Below are 17,561 nucleotides of genomic sequence, written 5' to 3'. Positions count from 1 at the left end.
CAAGACCGTGGAGCGGCCGGCTGTGGAGCACGTCACAATGGCACCACCATTTGAGCATTAGTCTTAAGCCATGACCACTACCGAGAATGACATCAACGCTGCGTCCGTTCCGGCGCCCGGTATCCGCCCGCGCCCCGTCGTAGACCGGTTGCCGCGCTACGCCGCCGGGAAGCCGCCCGTGGTGATTGAAGGGCTCGAGAGCTACAAGCTCTCCTCCAACGAGAATCCCTTCCCGCCGCTGCCGTCGGTGCTTGAGGCCATCAGTGCCCACCCGAACGTCAACCGCTATCCGGACCCGCTGGCCACTGCGCTCCGCACCGAGCTTGCGTCCTTCCTTGATGTTCCCGCCGAAGACATCGTTACCGGCGCCGGCAGCCTTGGTGCCCTGAACCAGCTGCTGGCCACTTTCACGGGCCAGAACGAGGACGGTGTCCAGGATGAAGTGGTCTATCCCTGGCGCTCCTTCGAGGCCTATCCCATTTCCGTCGGTCTCTCCGGAGCACGGGATGTCCAGGTTCCGCTGCGCAGCGACGGGCACCATGACCTTGACGCCATGGCGGCAGCGGTGACCCACCGGACCAAGATGGTTCTCCTGTGCACCCCGAACAATCCCACCGGGCCGGTGCTGACCCGGGATGAAGTGGAAGGTTTCCTGGCGAAGGTCCCCGAGGACGTCATCGTCGTGATCGACGAGGCATACGAGGACTTCGTCCGCGACCCGGGGGCGGTCAACGGTGTCGATGTGTACCGCCGGCACCAGAACGTCGTGGTCCTGCGTACCTTCTCCAAGGGTGCCGGACTGGCAGGGCTGCGGGTGGGTTATTCCATCTCGCATCCCCACCTGACCCAGTACCTGCGGGTGGCAGCCGTGCCTTTTGCCGTGTCGCAAATTGCCGAACAGGCCGCCGTCGCTTCCCTGCGCCACCACAGCGAACTTGTGGAAAGAATACAAGCGCTCGTCGCGGAACGGACCCGTGTTGTGGGCGGGCTGAAGGCCTTGGGATGGGACATTCCGCAGGCTGAAGGGAACTTCGTCTGGCTGGCCCTCGGCGAGAATACGCCCGAGTTTGCAGTGCTGGCGGAGCAGCAGGCACTGTCCGTCCGGGCTTTCGGAACCGAAGGCGTCCGGGTAACGATCGGCGAGGCGGAAGCCAACTCCCGTTTCCTCGCTTTATGTGCAACCTATACAAAAGGCCCCCGGGTTTCCTAGCGTGTCTTAAGTGCTTGTTGGGGCACTGCCCTCGTTAGGCTGTGGGAAGTAACTTCCACGTATATGTCATGACAGGTATGTATTCCTGGTGTGGCATATTTCTAGCGGGGGCAGGGCAACGGCCCGCCCGGCGAGGAGAAGTATGGCCCTGGAGCACCTGCCCGCCAGCGAATTCGATTCGGCGGAGCTGGACGAAACCCTCATGCGTGCTGCCGGCAGCGCGCCCGAGGGAATGGTCCAGCTCCTCACGCCGGACGGCGAACGGGTTGGCCACCAGCTGTATGAGCAGTACGCCCTGGACGTCGACGCCGAGGTGCTCCGGTCCTTCTACCGGGACATGTTCCTCATCCGGCGCTTCGATATCGAGGCAACCGCCCTCCAGCGGCAGGGCGAACTGGTCATGTGGGTTCCCCTGACCGGGCAGGAAGGGGCGCAGATCGGTTCCGGCCGTGCCCTTGCCGCCCAGGACTACGTCTTCCCCACGTACCGCGAGCACGGCGTTGCCCTGACCCGCGGGCTTGAACTCTCCCACCTCCTGCGCCGCTTCCGCGGCATCTCCCACGGCGGCTGGGACCCCAGGGAATCCAACTTCCACCTGTACACACTGGTCCTCGCCGCACAGGTGCCGCACGCAGTGGGCTACGCCATGGGCATGGCCAGGGACCAGGCAGCAGATCCGTCGGTCCCCGCGGGCGCCACAGTTGCCTACTTCGGCGACGGCGCCAGCTCGGAGGGCGACGTCCACGAAGCCATGGTCTTCGCCGCCTCCTATGACGCTCCGGTGGTCTTCTTCTGCCAGAACAACCACTGGGCCATCTCCGTTCCGACGGAAGTCCAGTCACGGATTCCGCTGGCAAACCGCGCCCAGGGTTACGGGTTCCCGGGTATCCGGGTGGACGGCAACGACGTCCTGGCCGTGCATGCCGTGACCCGGTGGGCCCTTGAACACGCCCGCTCCGGCAAAGGCCCCGTGCTGATCGAAGCGTTCACCTACCGGATGAGCGCCCACACAACAGCGGACGACCCCACCAAGTACCGTTTGTCTGCGGATGAGCAGGCGTGGACCACGCGTGATCCGCTGCTCCGGCTGGAAAAGTACCTCCGTTCCAGCGGCGGCGGCGACGATGCTTTCTTCGCTGCGCTGGCTGCAGAGGGCGACGAGCTTGCGGCAAAGCTTCGTGCCGACGTCCAGGCGATGGAACCGCCGGTGTTCGAGGATTCCTTTACTGACGTCTACGCGGACCCCCACCCCTTGATCCGCGAGGAGCTGGCGTTCCACCAGGCCTACGAAGACGGATTTGCCGACGATGACGAGGAAGACGCGGAGGAAGCCGGCGAATGAGCACCATGACCATGGCGAAGGCCATCAATGCAGGGCTGCGCGCCGGCCTCGCTGACAACCCGAAGGCACTGCTTATGGGGGAGGACATTGGTTCCCTGGGTGGGGTCTACCGGATCACTGAAGGACTCAAGGCGGAGTTTGGTGCCGACCGCGTGGTCGACACGCCCCTGGCCGAATCCGGAATTATCGGCACGGCGATCGGCCTGGCGCTGCGGGGTTACCGGCCCGTCTGCGAGATCCAGTTCGACGGCTTCGTCTTCCCCGGCTTCAACCAGATCACCACGCAGCTGGCCAAGATGCGCTCCCGCAGTGAAGGGGCGCTGAGCGCTCCCGTGGTCATCCGCATTCCCTACGGCGGCGGCATCGGATCGATCGAGCACCATTCGGAATCTCCGGAGGCGCTTTTCGCGCACACCGCCGGAATCCGGATCCTCACGCCGTCCAATCCGCAGGACGGCTACTGGATGATCCAGCAGGCCATGTCCGGCCAGGATCCGGTCATCGTTTTCGAGCCCAAGCGCCGCTACTGGCTCAAGGGTGAAGTGGACACCGCAGCCCCGGCAGGTGATCCCTTCTCGGCGCACGTGGTGCGCCCGGGCACCGACGCCACCATCGTCGCCTATGGGCCGCTGGTGCCTGTTGCCCTGGCAGCCGCAGAGGCGGCGGCGGAGGACGGGCGCAGCATCGAGGTGATCGACCTGCGGTCCATCTCGCCCATCGACTTTGACACCGTCACGGATTCTGTCCGCCGCACCGGACGCCTGATCGTCACCCATGAAGCCCCCACCTTCGGCGGGATCGGCGGAGAGATCGCGGCCCGCGTCAGTGAACGGGCCTTCCTGCACCTGGAGGCACCGGTGATCCGGGTGGGAGGCTTCCACATGCCCTATCCGGTGGCTGCCGTGGAGGAACACTACCTTCCGGATATCGACCGGCTCCTGGACGCCGTTGACACCGTGTTCTCCTACTGACCGCGTCCCTGACAGATTCCCGCCCGCCGGTCCGCCGGCCATCGCCAGATCGAGAACTTCCATGACAGAGAAAACATTCAAACTGCCCGACGTCGGTGAAGGACTCACTGAGGCCGAAATCGTCCAGTGGAGGGTCAAGGAAGGCGATACCGTCGCCGTGAACGACGTGATTGTCGAGATCGAGACGGCCAAATCCCTCGTCGAGCTTCCCTCACCGTTCGCCGGGACGGTCAGCAGCATCCTGGTTGAGGAGGGCCGGACCGTCGAGGTTGGAACGCCCATCTTCCAGGTTGCGGTGGACGCCGAGGGCAAGGCGCCGGCGAAAAAGGCTGCCAAGACCACCAAGCGAAACCAGGGCACGGCGCAGGCCGCCGAGCCGGACGGTCCGCCGGCGTCGTCCCTGACCGGGACCGGCCCGAAGGCCGACGCCGTCAAGCGCCGTCCGCGGCGCAGCGGGCTGCGTTCCTCCGCCGGACAGCCGCCTGCCCCGAGCGCGCCCCCGGCCCCCAGCGCGCCCGTTGCTTCCGCTGGGCCTGCCCGGCCGGAACCTGCGCCCGTGCCTCCGCGGCAGGATCCCCGCAGCCAGGCTGTTGCCGCGGCGGGTGCAGCCGTTCAGGACCGGTTCAACCAGCTGCTCCAGCGGGTCTTGGCCAAGCCGCCCGTCAGGAAGGCGGCCAAGGATCTTGGCATCAACCTCGCAGACGTGCCGGCGACCGGTGCCGGCGGCGAGGTGACCAAGCAGGACCTCATCAGCTACCAGGCCCAGCGTGAGTCCGAAGTGGACTCCGCGGACACCTTCTGGACTCCGGCTGCGGGTCCCGAAGACACCCGGATTGAACGGATCCCCGTGAAGGGTGTCCGGAAAGCCACGGCCAAAGCCATGGTGGACAGTGCGTTCAGCGCGCCGCACGTCAGCATTTTCGTGGACGTAGACGCTTCCCGGACCATGGAGTTCGTCAAGCGGCTCAAGGCCTCCCGCGACTTTGAGGGCATCAAGGTCTCCCCGCTGCTGATCCTGGCCAAGGCGGTCATCTGGGCAGCCGCCCGCAACCCTTCGGTCAACGCCACCTGGGCGGGCGACGAAATCCACGTCAAGCACTTCATGAACCTGGGCATTGCTGCGGCGACACCCCGGGGGCTGATGGTTCCCAATATCAAGGACGCACAGGACCTCTCGCTGAAGGAGCTCGCGCTTGCGCTGAACAACCTGGCGGGTACGGCCCGGGCAGGGAAGACACCGCCGGCCGACATGCGCGGCGGAACGCTGACGATCACCAACATCGGCGCCCTGGGCATCGACACGGGAACGCCGATCATCAACCCGGGCGAAGTCGCGATCGTGGCGTTCGGAACGATCAAGCAAAAGCCGTGGGTGCTCGACGGCGAGGTCATTCCGCGGTGGATCACCACCCTCGGCGGGTCATTCGACCACCGGGTGGTCGACGGCGACCTTTCGGCCCGTTTCATGGCCGATGTTGCTGCCATCCTGGAAGAACCCGCACTGCTTCTGGACTAGTCTCGAAGGAGGACAACGATCGGAGAAGCATGGCAATGAATCCCGGACCGGGCAACGGCGGCGGCCCGCAGATTGACTGGAAGCGTACGGCCTGGATCCTGGCTGGCGCGTTCATCGTGTCCAGCCTGCTCATCATCCTGTTTCCGAACCTCGGCATGCTGTGGCGGCTGGCGATCATGGCCCTGCTGTTCGTGATCGTCGTCCCCTTCTTCGACCGGCGGCGCCGCAAGTAGCAGGGGACTGGCCGTCCCGCGGCCAGGACGTGCGCTCAGCCGTCCCCGACCGCACGGCGGATCACGGGTGCCAGGCGGCGCACGCCCTCCCGGATGTCGTCAGGGGAGACTGCGCTGAACGCCAGGCGCAGCCGGGAACTCGGTTCATCTCCGGGAGTGAATGCGGCTCCGGGAATGAACACAGTGCCCGCCTCGATGGCCTCCGTGAGTAGCGGGTACGTGTCGATTCCTTCCGGCAGGGACACCCACACAAAAAAACCGCCTTCGGGCACGGTCCAGGTGACGCCGTCGGGCATCTGGTCTTCCAGTGCGGAGAGCATGGCGGCGCAGCGGTCCGCATAGAGTCTCCGTGAGTCGCGGATGCGGCCCATCCAGTCGAAGTCGCGCAGGTACGCCGCGGTGATCATCTGGGTCAACGGCGAAGGGCAGAGAAGCACGGCCTCGCAGGCGAGATAGAAGCGGCGGAACAAGTGCTTCGGTACGAGGGCCCAGCCCAGCCGCAGGCCCGGCGCGAAGATCTTGGAAAAGGAACCCAGGTACAGCACGTCCTCCGGGTGCGCAGCCCGCAGCGGCGTCAGCGGCTCGCCGTCGAACCGGAGCAGGCCGTACGGATTATCTTCGAGCACCAGTATGTTGTTCTCGCGGCAGATACGGACCACCTCATCCCGCCGGTCTGCTGAGAGGGTGACCCCGCTGGGATTGTTGAAACTGGGAATCGTGTACAGCATCTTGACCCGTTTGCCCGCAGCCTTCAGGGACTGGATCCGTTCTTCGAGGGCTTCGGGAACGAGCCCGTAGGCGTCCATCGGTACGGGCTGCATGTCTACTTCGTAGGCCTCGAACGCGTTGAGGGCGCCCACATAGGTCGGGTCCTCGCACAGCACCACGTCGCCGGGGTTGCAGAACACTTTCGCGGCAACATCCTGCCCGGACTGCGAACCGGTGGTGATGACCACGTCCTCGGGATCGGCGCCGGTGATTCCTTCGGCTGCCATGACCTCGCAGGCCAGTTCGCGCAGTTCCTGGAGGCCCTGGCCCGGTCCGTACTGCAGGGCGGCCAGCCCCTGGGTACGGATGATGGCGGCCGCGGCGTCGGCCAGTCCATCGAGCGGAAGGGACTGGAGGTACGGGCTGCCGCCGGCGAGCGAAATGAGCCCCGGCCGGATGGAGATGTCAAAAACGTCCCGCACCGCCGACTGTTTGATGTGGAAGGCCCGGTCTGAAAGCAGCTCGTGGTGCCGGTGGGCCGAGCCCGTTGCGCGGTCCAGGGCAACCTGTGCTTCCGGTGTCAGCACCGACCCCGTGGTTTCCTCAAAAGTCATGCCACATCATGGCATCCGAGTTGACCGCCAAGCAACACAGGTTTCCTAGATCCAGCCTGCCTTGTGGGCCTTGATCCCCGCCTGGAACCTGCTTTCCGCCCTCAGCTCCTCGAGCATCCACGCGATGTGGCGGCGGCAGGTGCGCACGCTGATGCCGACGCGGCGGGCAATGACCTCATCCGAGTGCCCTGCCGCCAGTCCGGCCAGGACGGAACGCTGGGTGCTGCTCAGCACCGCTTTCCGGGGTTCCTCATCGAGGAAGGGATCTGCAAGGCTCCAGGCGAATTCAAAGAGCATGGAAAACAGGGCGATGAGGTTCGGATCGCGGATGACCAGCCCGGCACGGTCATAGCTGTGCAGCTGCCGGGCCACCACTGCTACTTTGTCATCGAAGATGAGCGTGCGCAGCGGAACGTAGGGGAGGGTTCGGAACTCCCCGCCGGCGTGGCTGATCATTTCCACAGCCTTGCGCGTTGGGACATGGTCCCTGGTGCTGGCATGGTACAGGGTCTGGCGCTTGACCCCGCCCCGGAGCAGGTCCAGGTCCTTTTGGACGCTCTCTTCCTGGAAATCGGCGTTTGAGCCTTGTCCCGGACGTGCAATCAGCACCCGTTCGGACGCCGAGCGGCCATACTCAATCAGTACCCGCTGGACCTGCTCCGGGTCCTCCAGGACCTCGACGGAAGCATCCGCTTCGACTTGGCGGCGTGCCTCAGCGAAGGTAGGCACCAGACTGGCGAGTTCCCGGCGTTTGGCGCCAATGCGCGTGCGCAGTTCCAGCATGGCCCGTTCGTCGGGGTCCACGAGTTCGGCCAGGGCGACATCCGGCGAGACTGCGGTGTAGATCGGAGTCTCCGATCCCTCGATAAACAGCAGGCAGCGGGAGCGAAGCTCGTCAACGGCACGGTCTATCGCACGCGTTGTGTATCCGAGCGCATCCGATGCCTCCGCCGGCGTCCAGCCCGGGTGGGAGACAGCATAGCGGTAGACCTCAACCGACACCTGATCGAGCAAATCTTCCTCCTGGACCGCGGTTCGCCCCGCTGGTAACTGGTACCTTATCCGTCTGCCGGCCGGGATGGCTGGCCCCCGTGGAAATCGTTCCGTGTCGAAATTGGAACCCGGAGAAACTGACATGGCAGGTTAATGCCATTGTCCACCGAAACCAGCTTTTTCGGCACCCAAAGAACACAAAACCGCAGTTCAGAGTCATTTCCGGGGGTGTTTTGGAGTGTCTTCGGGGCTCGTCCGGGCATCATCCGGACATGACAGGAAGCTGAAATTGGTAACTGTGGACAGCCCTCCGCGGGGCGGGGGAAGCTTTCGGAGTCAAACACGACCGGCTGTGCAACCAGCCGAATAATAAGAGGGGATACGACATGAAGAAGACCACGGCATCGGTTTCCACCAAGAGCTGGGAGTGGTTCTAGTACTCACCCCTCGTATTGGGGGGAAGAACCAACCAGTAGCAACTATCTAGACCCGCCCCAGTGGGGTAACCAGCTTTGAACCCGGAGGAAGAAAGCCATGAGCCAGCTAACAGCAGTTCGAAACGCCTCGCGAACTAATGCAAGCACTCATTGGTGGACACTTTCCATCTATACCGGCGGCTTCGATGTAGCGGACGGCATCATTGGAGAACTGGTTACCCCACTGGCGGCGCAGGCGCAGGTTTGGGGCGCCCAGCGGTGGTTCTACACCCGCTGCTCCGAACCCTCCAACGCCCATGTGCAAATGAAGATCCTGGCGCCGCAGGAGACGCTGGACCGACTGCACTCACTGCTTGGTGCGTTGCAGGAACAGGCAAGCGGAGTCATTGGGCACCTCACCGTTACGCATGCGTTCGGGGAGCCGGCTTCGGATCGCCTCGGCCCCGGGGGAGCTGAACAGCAGGACCCGAGGGTTGAGGCCGCCCTGGCCAAGTATGGCGGCGTTGAGGGCCTTGCCCTCGCCGAAGAAGTTTTCGAACTCTCATCGGATCTCGGCACCTGGGCTACTGCCCGCTTCCCGAAGGTTCAGAACAGGTGGGCACTGGGCTCGCTGCTCCTGTTCGATTCGGCGCGCAGCATGATGAAGGGTCCCCGTGCCTCCAGCTGGCCCGACCGGCGGCGGCTTTCCTGGGACTACTACTGGGACAGCCACCTGCGCAGCTGCACCGCGGGGTTTGGCCCCCGTGCCGCAAGCGTCAGGCAGGCCATGACGGTCCAGGTCAGCGCCAAAGTCATGCCCACGCACCGGCTGATGGCGGCAACAGCCGCAGAGTCCGCGGTGGAGAACTGGCGCCGTCGATGGTTCCGCACCATGGATACCTACCTATACCGGGCAGATAAGGCCAGGGTCAGCCGCAGTGCCCAGCACTTGACGGTTTATCAGGCGCACATGCTCCTGAACCGCCTTGGTTTATCCCTGCGGGAAGAGGCAGCTATGGGCCTCTACGCCAGGACGTGGAGCACTGAGCGCGAAGCCATGCTCCTGGATAAGCACTAAGGCCTTCCGGATGGACCGGGGGGAGCCCTTGAAGGATCAGGAGGTCGTCATGGGAGCGCGGCACGAAGTCGTTCTGGTGGGGGACGGCAAAGACTTGGGAACGGTTCTTGGCTGCAGCGAAGACACCGTCGAGGACATGCGGGACATGGGGTACGTTGAGTCCCGCGGGGAACTCTGGAGCGTCGGCCCGGCCCGTGATTACCTTCGGGATCAGGCATGGGCGGACGGTTTGTGGGACTAAAGCGGTCCCAGCAGCAGATTTCGGGACGAGTGGCGCAGGGGCCGCTCGAGCTCGGCTAAGGATGTCCATCCGGCGCGGTGCCCATTGCGGCTCGGTCGGATGGCAGGGGCTAGCGCCCCGTAAGGACGGATTTGCCTGTGCCCCCCCTACAGGCAGATCCGTCCTTTTATTTTGCCCCGGCCAGCCGACACGGGCGGGCCCGCGTGCAATGTGTTAAGTACCCTTACTAATTTTCGATAAGGTGGTGGCGGGGCGGCGCCTCAAGCGCGGCCAGCATGTTCGACGAGATGGAGGCCTTATGCCTGATCAGAGCACACCCGCCAACGAAGTTCCCATCCCCGGGGCACCAGCACCCCAGGCACCATCGCTAACGGAGCCCACAGAGCCCCACGATCCGCTGCCGCCAAAGCCGGATCAGGACGCCCCGGAAACGGTTTCACCCACTGGTGTTCCCAGCGGTGCGCCCAAGACATCAAACGCGCAGTCCGGACGGTACCTGACTACCGCACAGGGAGCCCGGCTGCAGAACACCGACCATTCGCTCAAGGCAGGCCCCCGCGGCCCGGTGCTGCTGCAGGACCATCACCTGCGGGAGAAAATCACCCACTTCGACCATGAGCGGATTCCGGAGCGCGTGGTGCATGCCAGGGGTGCGGCAGCCCACGGCGTTTTTGTTGCGAACGGCGCCGCCGAAGGCATTACCCGCGCAGGGTTCCTCGCCAAGGACGCCCAGACACCCGTGTTTGTTCGGTTCTCCACGGTGCTCGGTTCCCGCGGATCCGCCGACACCGTGCGTGATACCCGCGGCTTTGCCACGAAGTTCTACACGGACGAGGGGACCTTCGACCTGGTGGGCAACAACATCCCGGTGTTCTTCATCCAGGACGCCATCAAGTTCCCGGATGTCATCCACGCCGGCAAGCCCCACCCGGACCGGGAAATCCCCCAGGCACAGAGCGCCCATGACACCTTCTGGGACTTCGTGTCACTGCACACCGAGGCCCAGCACCACACGATGTGGAACATGTCCGACCGCGGCATTCCCCGCTCCTACCGGACCATGGAAGGATTTGGCGTCCACACGTTCCGCGTTGTGAACGCCAAGGGTGAGACGTCCCTGGTCAAGTTCCACTGGAAGCCCCGGCTGGGCGTGCACTCCCTCGTATGGGAGGAAGCACAGATCATCAACGGCATGGATCCCGATTACCACCGCCGCGACCTCGCCGATGCCATCGAAGCCGGCGCCTACCCCGAGTGGGACCTGGGCGTGCAGGTCTTCCCCGATACCGAGGAAGAGATGTTCGCGGGCATCGACCTGCTGGATCCGACCAAGATCGTTCCCGAAGAACTGGCACCCGTCCAGATCATCGGCACGATGACACTGAACCGGAACACCACGAACTACTTCGCCGAAACCGAGCAGGTCGCGTTCCATCCGGGCCATCTGGTTCCGGGGATCGACGTCACCAACGACCCGCTGCTGCAGGGCCGGCTGTTCTCCTACATCGATACGCAGCTGACCCGGCTCGGCGGACCGAACTTCCACCAGATCCCGATCAACCGTCCGCACGCGCCGGTCAACGACATGCTGCGGGACGGCTTCCACCAGGATGCCGTGCACAGCGGCGTGGCTCCGTACCAGCCCAACTCGCTCGACGGCGGATGTCCCTTCCTGGCGGGCGCTGACATGGGTGCCTTCATCGACGTTCCCGTGCCGGTGGCTGAGTCCCGCAAGGTCCGGCAAAACCCGGCAACATTTGATGACCACTACAGCCAGCCGCGGCAGTTCTTCCGCTCCCTCACTCCGGTGGAGCAGGACCACGTGATCCAGGCCTACACGTTCGAACTCGGCAAGTGCTACGAGGAGAACATCAAGGTACGCCAGCTCCAGGCGCTCGCAAACATTGATGAGCGCCTTTGCACGGAAGTCGCGGCAGGCCTGGGCCTTCCCGCACCGGCACCAACTGTGCAGCCGGAAGACACGGACCCGAGCCCTGCACTGCGTCAAGTGGGCCGGACCTGGCCCGTGGACGGCCGCATCATTGGGATCCTCGCAGACGACAGCACCGACCTGGCGGACCTGGAACGCCTCCGGACTGCGGTCGACGCAGCCAACATGGTCCCGCTGGTCATCGCACCCAAGGGCGGCATGCTCGGCGGCCAGGTGCCGGTCCAGCGGACCTACCTCACCGCCCGGTCCACGGAGTTCGACGCCGTGATCGTCGCCGGTGCAGGTGAGCATGGGCCCGATGCCTTGGACAGCCTCGATGCCAAGGCCGGGAATCCGGCCGGACATCCGGCTATCGACCCGCGCGTCGCCATACTCCTCACGGAGGCGTACCGGCATTCCAAGGCCCTGGCGGCCTGGGGCAGCGGCACAGCTGTGCTGGCCGCGTCCGGGATCCCGGAGGAAGCCCCGGGCGTGCTGATGGAAGATGTGGACTCGCTGGTCCCCCGATTGACTGAGCTCCTCGCCCAGCACCGGGTCTGGGAGCGTTTCCCCGTCGCGCAATCGGCATAGCGGCACAGACAGAAACAGCAGGTCCGGAAGGTCTTCCGGACCTGCTGTTTCGTTAAGTACCTAAGCCAGGTCCGGAAGACTGGTGTCCATGGATTGGAGCAGCAGGAGCAGCGCCCTGCGGAGTTCGGACTCATCTGTCCGCTCGGAACAGGCTTCATGCAGCTTCTCCAGCACGTGTGTTCCCGAGGAAGTGCGGGCCCACCGTTTCCTCGGAGCGGTGCGGACATAGCCCGCGCCGAGCAGGGACGCGAGGGCAAAAGCAGTCTCCGGGACTCCCATCTCGGCCTGCCAGGCGATTCCCGGGAGAAGCGACTCCTCCTCCGGCATGGCGTTCAAGACCAGCAGGGTCTTCTCCGTCAGCGCGAGGTCATCAAGGAGGCGGCGGTCGGCCAGCTCTCTGAGGTGTGCTGCCGCTGACAGCAGCCAGGCGAGTTCTCCGGCGGGGGCGGGCGAGTCAGTGCCCAACACGCCACCCTGGGGGAGACCAGCCGGCGGGAACTTCGTGCCCCGCAAAGGTTTCACACGCTGAACAGGTGTAGCTCACCATTCCCGGAGCGTCATCGGAGGGAGCAGTGTAGAACTCGTAGATCAGATAGTCGTCAACACCGCAGTGGTGGCAGGACGGCAAATGCGCCGGTAGGCCCATTGATTACTCCATCAGGGTACGAAGGAAGCCATGGCCGCGTCTTGACCGTCTCCAGTTATCGTAGTATCTAAGCTCAGACACGACAATCAGGGGGACCGAGTGCCTGCATCAGGGCAGGAAACGGATGTGGACGACCTCAGGTCTGCCACCGCTACGGCAGCGCAGCTGCAGGACCTTTTGGTACATCACGAAGACGTCTTGGAGTTCCTGCAGCAGCTGGCCCGGCTCAGCGCATCGTCGCTCTCTTCCCGGGGCCAGGTCTTCTGCGGAATTACGCTCCAGCGTTCCAGGGAACACAGCTACACCGTCGCAAGCAGCGACAGCACCGCCCTGGAAATGGATGAAATGCAGTACGCGTTCGATGACGGTCCGTGCCTGCATGCCCTCCGCGTCCATGAGGCCGTGTACGTTCCCGACACTTCGGCTGACGACAGATGGCCGCAGTACCTGCAGCATGTCGTTGCGCAGGGAGTGCGGTCAATGTACGCGGTGCCGCTGAGCCTGGAAGGCCACGCCCGCGCCGCGCTGAACCTGTACTCGCGCTCAGCCGGCACCTTTGACGAGGATTTCCAGCGGACCGCCCGCACCTACGGCGCGGAGGCTTCCCTGGCCCTGCGCCTCGCCGTCCGGATGTCGCAGCGGGCCTCCACGGTCGAAGACCTGCAGGCGGTCCTGCAGTCCCGCACCGACATAGACCTTGCCATCGGAATCATCATGGGCCAGAACCGCTGCTCCCAGCGTGAAGCTTTCGAAACGCTGAAACGGGCGTCCAACAGCCGTAACCTCAAAATCAAGGTGCTCGCCGGCGAGATTGTGGCCCGGCTGAACGGCGCTCCTTCCGTAACGCACTTCCAGAACTCGTGAGTGCTCCGCCGATCCGCACCGTCCTCTTCGGCTACGGCCTGGGCGGCCGGGTTTTCCATGCTCCCCTGATCGCCCGGGACCCGCGGTATTCGCTGGACGTCATTGTCACGGCCGATCCCGTGCGCGCCGCAACTGCAGCGGCTGCGTACCCAGCCGCCGTCGTTGTTCCCACTGCGGAGGCCGCGCTTCAGCGTGCCGGGAGCCTCGACCTCGCTGTCGTCAGCACCCCGCCGGCCACCCATGGGCCGATCGCCCTCAAGGCCCTGGAATCCGGGCTGGCCGCGGTGGTGGACAAGCCCTTTGCCCACTCGGCCCAGGCTGCGGCGGACCTCATTGCCGCAGCAAAGTCCCGCGGACTGGTTCTCTCGGTGTTCCAGAACAGGCGCTGGGACGGTGACTTCCTCACCCTGCGCAGGCTCGTGGAACAGGGAGCGTTTGGAACCGTGAGCCGCTTCGAGTCACGGATGGAGTCTTACAAACCCGTGGTCGCCAAGGAGTGGAAACGCAAAGCAGGCGCGGACGACGGCGGCGGCATCCTCTTCGATCTGGGCCCCCACCTGATCGACCAGGCGCTCGCCCTTTTCGGCCCGGCCGAGCCGGTGCACGCCGAAGTCCGCGCCCGGCGCGTGCCGCAGGGACCGGATGACGACGTGTTCGTTGTCCTCCGGCACGACTCGGGCGTCATGTCGCACCTGTGGATGAATTCGCTGGCGCCGCAGCCGGGGGAGCGGTTCCGTGTTGTTGGCTCTGAATCGTCCTGGGTAAAGAGCGGAACAGACCCGCAGGAAGGACAGCTGGACGCCGGACTCCTGCCCGGCGATCCCGGGTACGGGGCGGAGGACCCGGCACTGTGGGGCCTGCTGGGCACCGGTGCGGATACTGCTGCGGTTCCCACGGCAGCCGGGCGGTACCAGGACTACTATTCCGGCCTGGCGGGGGCGCTGCTGGACGGCACAGAGGTACCGGTTGACCCGGCCGACTCCCTGCGCGGGCTGGAAATCATCCAGCGGATCCACGCCGGGCTGTAGCCGCGCGGACGGCTGCGCCGACCTTGTCGCAGAGCGACCCAAATCACGTTGTGGGCCTCGTCTCCTTTATTATTTGAGGAATGCACCTCAAAGACCGGATCGAAGATTCCACCCTGAGCCGGCGGCAAGTCGGAATCATTGCAATTTGTACAGCCCTCTACATGATCGACGGATTCGATGTCCTGGTCATGGCCTTCAGCGCAGCGGATGTGTCCCGGGAGTGGGACCTGAACGGCGCGGAACTCGGTTTCCTCCTCAGCGCGGCCCTTGTGGGCATGGCGGTTGGCTCCATTTTCGTGTCCACCATCGCAGACGTGATCGGCCGGCAAAAGACACTGCTGATCGGAGTCTGCGTCGTCGCGGCCGGAATGCTGGCCTCGGTCTTTGCCCCGTCCTACGCAGTCCTGCTGATTCTGCGCCTGATAACCGGCGTGGCCATCGGTACCCTGCAGGCGACCATCAACGTTTTCGCCTCCGAGTTCTCCAATGCCAAGCGCCGCTCGACGGCCCTGGCGATCGTCAGCATCGGCCAGCCCGTCGGCGGAGTTCTGGGCGGACTCGTCACCGGGGTATTGATTGCCTCCTTCGGCTGGCGCTCCGCATTCCTTTTCGGAGCCGTAGCCACGGTCCTGATGATCCCGCTTGTCATGAAGGTCCTGCCTGAATCGATCGACTACCTCTCTGTCCGCCGGCCGGAGAACGCCCTGGAACGCATCAACAAGACCCTCCGTTCCATCGGCCAGGAACCTGTCACCGAACTCCCTGATCCGGCGCCGCGCACGGAGAAGAAGTCCCGCTTTGCGGACGTCCTGACAGGCAGCAACGCCCGCCGGACCATCCTGCTTTCGCTCGCGTACTTCATCCTCATGGCCAGCTTCTACTTCGCGAACTCGTGGACACCGAAGCTGATCACCGCCAGCGGATTCAGCGCCCAGGACGGCATCAACGCCGGCGTGTTGTTCAGCGTCGGCGCCATCACCGGCGCCGTTGTGCTGGGCGTTTTTGGATCGCGCTTCGACATGCGCCGCGTCCTGGCCGTCTTCTTCGTCATCGGCGCTGCTACCTTCGTGGTCTTCGCCAACTCCACCCAGGGCTCCCTGCCGCTGGCACTGTTCGCGGCGGCGCTCGTGGGCTTCGGCTCCAACGCCCCGATCGCCGGCATGCTGGCGATCAGCCCCACGTATTACGACTCTGAGGTCCGCGGAACCGCGCTCGGCCTGGTCATCGGCATGGGCCGCGTTGGCGCGATCATCTCTCCAATTCTTGCCGGCAGCCTGATCGACGGCGGCTGGACACCCGGAGACCTGTACTTCCTGTTCGTTATCCCCATGGCGATGGGCGCCGTCGTAATTTCCCTGCTGGGTGCCCCTGTCCTGCGGGGCGCAGCAGCCAAGGTGCCGGTGGCCCACTAGCACCGCAGTCCCGGACAGACCGGAGGCCGGCAGCTCCGTCGACGGAGCTGCCGGCCTCCGGCCGTTGCTGGAAACTACGGAGCCACAAGCTCCAGCCAGCCGTCAGCGAGTTCCAGGCCGTGGGCGTCGGAGACGGAGTGGTGCGTCACCGCCCCGTTGGCGATGTTCAGGCCGCGGGCCAGCGCCGGGCTGTCCTCGAAGGCCTGGCGGACGCCCTTGTCTGCCAGTGCGACGGCGTAGGGCAGGGTGACGTTGGTCAGCGCGTAGGTGGAAGTGTTCGGCACTGCACCCGGCATGTTGCCCACGCAGTAGAACAGCGAACCGTGCACCCGGAAGGTCGGGTCCTCATGGGTCGTGGGGCGGCTGTCCTCAAAGCATCCGCCCTGGTCCACGGCAATGTCCACCAGGACACTGCCGGGCTTCATGCGCGCGACCATGGCGTTGGTGACCAGCCGGGGTGCGCGTGCCCCCGGGACCAGGACCGATCCGATGACCAGGTCCGCATCCAGCAGGGAACGCTCAATTTCGAACGCGTTGGATGCGACGGTCTTGATCCGGCCGGCGTACTGGGCGTCCAGTTCACGCAGCCGGTTGATGTTGATGTCCAGCACGGTGACATCGGCGTGCGCTCCGACGGCGATCGCCACGGCGTTCGTGCCTGCCACACCGGCACCCAGCACCACGACCTTGGCCGGACGGACGCCGGGAACACCGCCGAGCAGCAGGCCGGGTCCGCCGGCCGGAGCCATCATGCACTGTGCGCCGACCTGCACTGCCAGCCGTCCCGCAACCTCGGACATGGGTGCCAGCAGCGGCAGGGCCCGGCCCTCCTGGACGGTCTCATACGCGATGGCCGTAACGCCGGAGTCCAGCAGCTCCCGGGTCAGTTCTTCGGTGGCGGCAAGGTGCAGATAAGTAAAGAGGATCAGACCCGGCCGGAAATGCCGGTACTCGGAAGCGATCGGCTCCTTGACCTTCATGATCATGTCCGAGCGGCTCCAGACAGCCTCCGCTGCGGCCACGATTTCGGCTCCGGCAGCCGCATATTCCGCGTCGGTAATATTCGAGCCCAAGCCGGCTCCCGCTTCTACGAGGACCTTGTGGCCGCGGCCTGTCAGTTCATGCACTCCGGACGCCGTTATGGCGACGCGGAATTCGTTGTTCTTGATTTCTTTGGGAATGCCGATAATCACGTGGGTAACTCCGTCTTCAGGGTCTAAGTGGTGGGACTAATACAGTGCTGGAAAGCAGATAGGGCGAGCCCGCGGTCCTGCGGTGCTCCTATGTATCAGTCCCCCCTGAAATCTCCGGTGCTGCCTGGCCTGCAGCCTTTGCGGCGGCCGCCGCGCGCTGGGCTTGAAGCCAGGACTCGACGTCGGACATGCGGATGCGCCGGTGCGTTCCACGGTATTCCACCGGGATCACGCCCGCGTCCGTCAGGTTCCGAAGGTAGGTGTGGGAAATCCCTGCCGCTGCCGCCGCCTGCGACGTGGTGAGGAGCGGGTTGTGGACCGGGGACGGCGCGGGTTCTGCCGAAGCTGACGTGATGCTGACCGAGTCGCCGGCGGCCAGCCTGCCGAGCAGATCCAGGACGGCGTCCCGCGCGGCCGGCGGAAGCCGGAGCGCGGTGCCGTCAACGAAGACCGTGACATCTCCCGCGGCCAGCGCACGGACCAGCGCCTTGGCCTCTTTCCCGGGAAGTGCCGGGGTGGTCGTCGTCCTTTGGGTCATGCAGAACATCTTGCCAAATGAAATGAGAAGGAAACAC

General features: G+C 64.8%; 16 protein-coding genes. 11 read left to right on the top strand and 5 right to left on the bottom strand.

What is annotated here, in order from left to right; all coding sequences use genetic code 11:
• Window positions 1-70: 70 nt before the first annotated feature.
• The 5 genes from LOC59_RS13545 to LOC59_RS13525 all read left to right on the top strand — a co-directional run bounded on the left by LOC59_RS13545 (window position 71) and on the right by LOC59_RS13525 (window position 5,272).
• Complete coding sequence (locus tag LOC59_RS13545) at window positions 71-1,210, top strand: histidinol-phosphate transaminase (RefSeq protein WP_229972578.1); 1,140 nt, start codon at window positions 71-73, stop codon at window positions 1,208-1,210.
• 142 nt (window positions 1,211-1,352) lie between these two features.
• Window positions 1,353-2,552, top strand: coding sequence for a pyruvate dehydrogenase (acetyl-transferring) E1 component subunit alpha (gene pdhA, locus LOC59_RS13540; RefSeq protein WP_227896050.1), 1,200 nt, complete (start codon window positions 1,353-1,355; stop codon window positions 2,550-2,552).
• Window positions 2,549-3,523, top strand: a complete 975-nt coding sequence (locus LOC59_RS13535; protein ID WP_229972575.1) for an alpha-ketoacid dehydrogenase subunit beta — start codon at window positions 2,549-2,551, stop codon at window positions 3,521-3,523. The genes pdhA and LOC59_RS13535 overlap by 4 nt, the downstream gene beginning before the upstream one ends.
• 61 nt (window positions 3,524-3,584) lie before the next feature.
• Window positions 3,585-5,039: a dihydrolipoamide acetyltransferase family protein gene (locus LOC59_RS13530; protein WP_229972573.1), complete on the top strand. Its 1,455-nt coding sequence runs from the start codon at window positions 3,585-3,587 to the stop codon at window positions 5,037-5,039.
• A 29-nt stretch (window positions 5,040-5,068) separates the two neighbouring features.
• A complete protein-coding gene (locus LOC59_RS13525; RefSeq protein WP_227896047.1) occupies window positions 5,069-5,272 on the top strand; it encodes a hypothetical protein in 204 nt (67 codons plus the stop codon).
• A gap of 35 nt (window positions 5,273-5,307) precedes the next feature.
• Here LOC59_RS13525 and LOC59_RS13520 read toward each other — a convergent pair whose 3' ends face one another.
• Together LOC59_RS13520 and LOC59_RS13515 are read right to left on the bottom strand one after the other, a co-directional pair.
• A complete protein-coding gene (locus LOC59_RS13520) occupies window positions 5,308-6,594 on the bottom strand; it encodes an aminotransferase-like domain-containing protein (RefSeq protein ID WP_229972571.1) in 1,287 nt (428 codons plus the stop codon).
• 45 nt (window positions 6,595-6,639) lie between these two features.
• Window positions 6,640-7,608 (bottom strand): helix-turn-helix transcriptional regulator, encoded by a 969-nt coding sequence (locus tag LOC59_RS13515; protein ID WP_229972570.1) that lies wholly within the window; start codon window positions 7,606-7,608, stop codon window positions 6,640-6,642.
• A 513-nt stretch (window positions 7,609-8,121) separates the two neighbouring features.
• Here LOC59_RS13515 and LOC59_RS13510 point away from each other — a divergent pair.
• The 3 genes from LOC59_RS13510 (at window position 8,122) to LOC59_RS13500 (ending at window position 11,843) form a co-directional block, all read left to right on the top strand.
• Complete coding sequence (locus LOC59_RS13510; RefSeq protein ID WP_227896044.1) at window positions 8,122-9,081, top strand: lantibiotic dehydratase C-terminal domain-containing protein; 960 nt, start codon at window positions 8,122-8,124, stop codon at window positions 9,079-9,081.
• 28 nt (window positions 9,082-9,109) lie between these two features.
• Window positions 9,110-9,322, top strand: coding sequence for a hypothetical protein (locus LOC59_RS13505; protein WP_227896043.1), 213 nt, complete (start codon window positions 9,110-9,112; stop codon window positions 9,320-9,322).
• Window positions 9,323-9,620: 298 nt separating this feature from the next.
• A complete protein-coding gene (locus LOC59_RS13500; RefSeq protein WP_229972568.1) occupies window positions 9,621-11,843 on the top strand; it encodes a catalase in 2,223 nt (740 codons plus the stop codon).
• A gap of 60 nt (window positions 11,844-11,903) precedes the next feature.
• On the opposite strand, the gene LOC59_RS13495 is transcribed toward LOC59_RS13500, so the two are convergent.
• Window positions 11,904-12,308 carry a hypothetical protein gene (locus tag LOC59_RS13495; protein WP_229972567.1) on the bottom strand — a complete coding sequence of 135 codons (405 nt, stop codon included), beginning with the start codon at window positions 12,306-12,308 and terminating at the stop codon, window positions 11,904-11,906.
• 307 nt (window positions 12,309-12,615) lie between these two features.
• Between LOC59_RS13495 and LOC59_RS13490 the strand changes: the two genes are divergently transcribed.
• The 3 genes from LOC59_RS13490 (at window position 12,616) to LOC59_RS13480 (ending at window position 15,793) form a co-directional block, all read left to right on the top strand.
• On the top strand, window positions 12,616-13,353 hold the full coding sequence (locus LOC59_RS13490; RefSeq protein ID WP_227896040.1) for a GAF and ANTAR domain-containing protein: 738 nt from the start codon (window positions 12,616-12,618) through the stop codon (window positions 13,351-13,353).
• Window positions 13,350-14,381, top strand: a complete 1,032-nt coding sequence (locus LOC59_RS13485) for a Gfo/Idh/MocA family protein (RefSeq protein WP_229972565.1) — start codon at window positions 13,350-13,352, stop codon at window positions 14,379-14,381. Before LOC59_RS13490 ends, LOC59_RS13485 begins: the two co-directional genes overlap by 4 nt.
• Before the next feature lie 80 nt (window positions 14,382-14,461).
• Entirely contained in the window at window positions 14,462-15,793 is a 1,332-nt protein-coding gene (locus tag LOC59_RS13480) for an MFS transporter (RefSeq protein ID WP_227916040.1), read from the top strand.
• A gap of 74 nt (window positions 15,794-15,867) precedes the next feature.
• Here the strand turns inward: LOC59_RS13480 and ald are convergent, their stop codons facing one another.
• The gene (gene ald / locus LOC59_RS13475; RefSeq protein WP_227896037.1) at window positions 15,868-16,986 is read right to left on the bottom strand and encodes an alanine dehydrogenase; all 1,119 of its coding nucleotides are present in this window, start codon (window positions 16,984-16,986) and stop codon (window positions 15,868-15,870) included.
• A gap of 88 nt (window positions 16,987-17,074) precedes the next feature.
• Window positions 17,075-17,524, bottom strand: a complete 450-nt coding sequence (locus LOC59_RS13470) for a helix-turn-helix domain-containing protein (RefSeq protein WP_227896036.1) — start codon at window positions 17,522-17,524, stop codon at window positions 17,075-17,077.
• Window positions 17,525-17,561: the final 37 nt, after the last annotated feature.

The organism is Arthrobacter sp. zg-Y916 (assembly GCF_020907385.1).
In the GTDB taxonomy this organism is placed as follows: domain Bacteria; phylum Actinomycetota; class Actinomycetes; order Actinomycetales; family Micrococcaceae; genus Arthrobacter_B; species Arthrobacter_B caoxuetaonis.
This window is presented reverse-complemented; position numbering and strand designations above follow the sequence as displayed.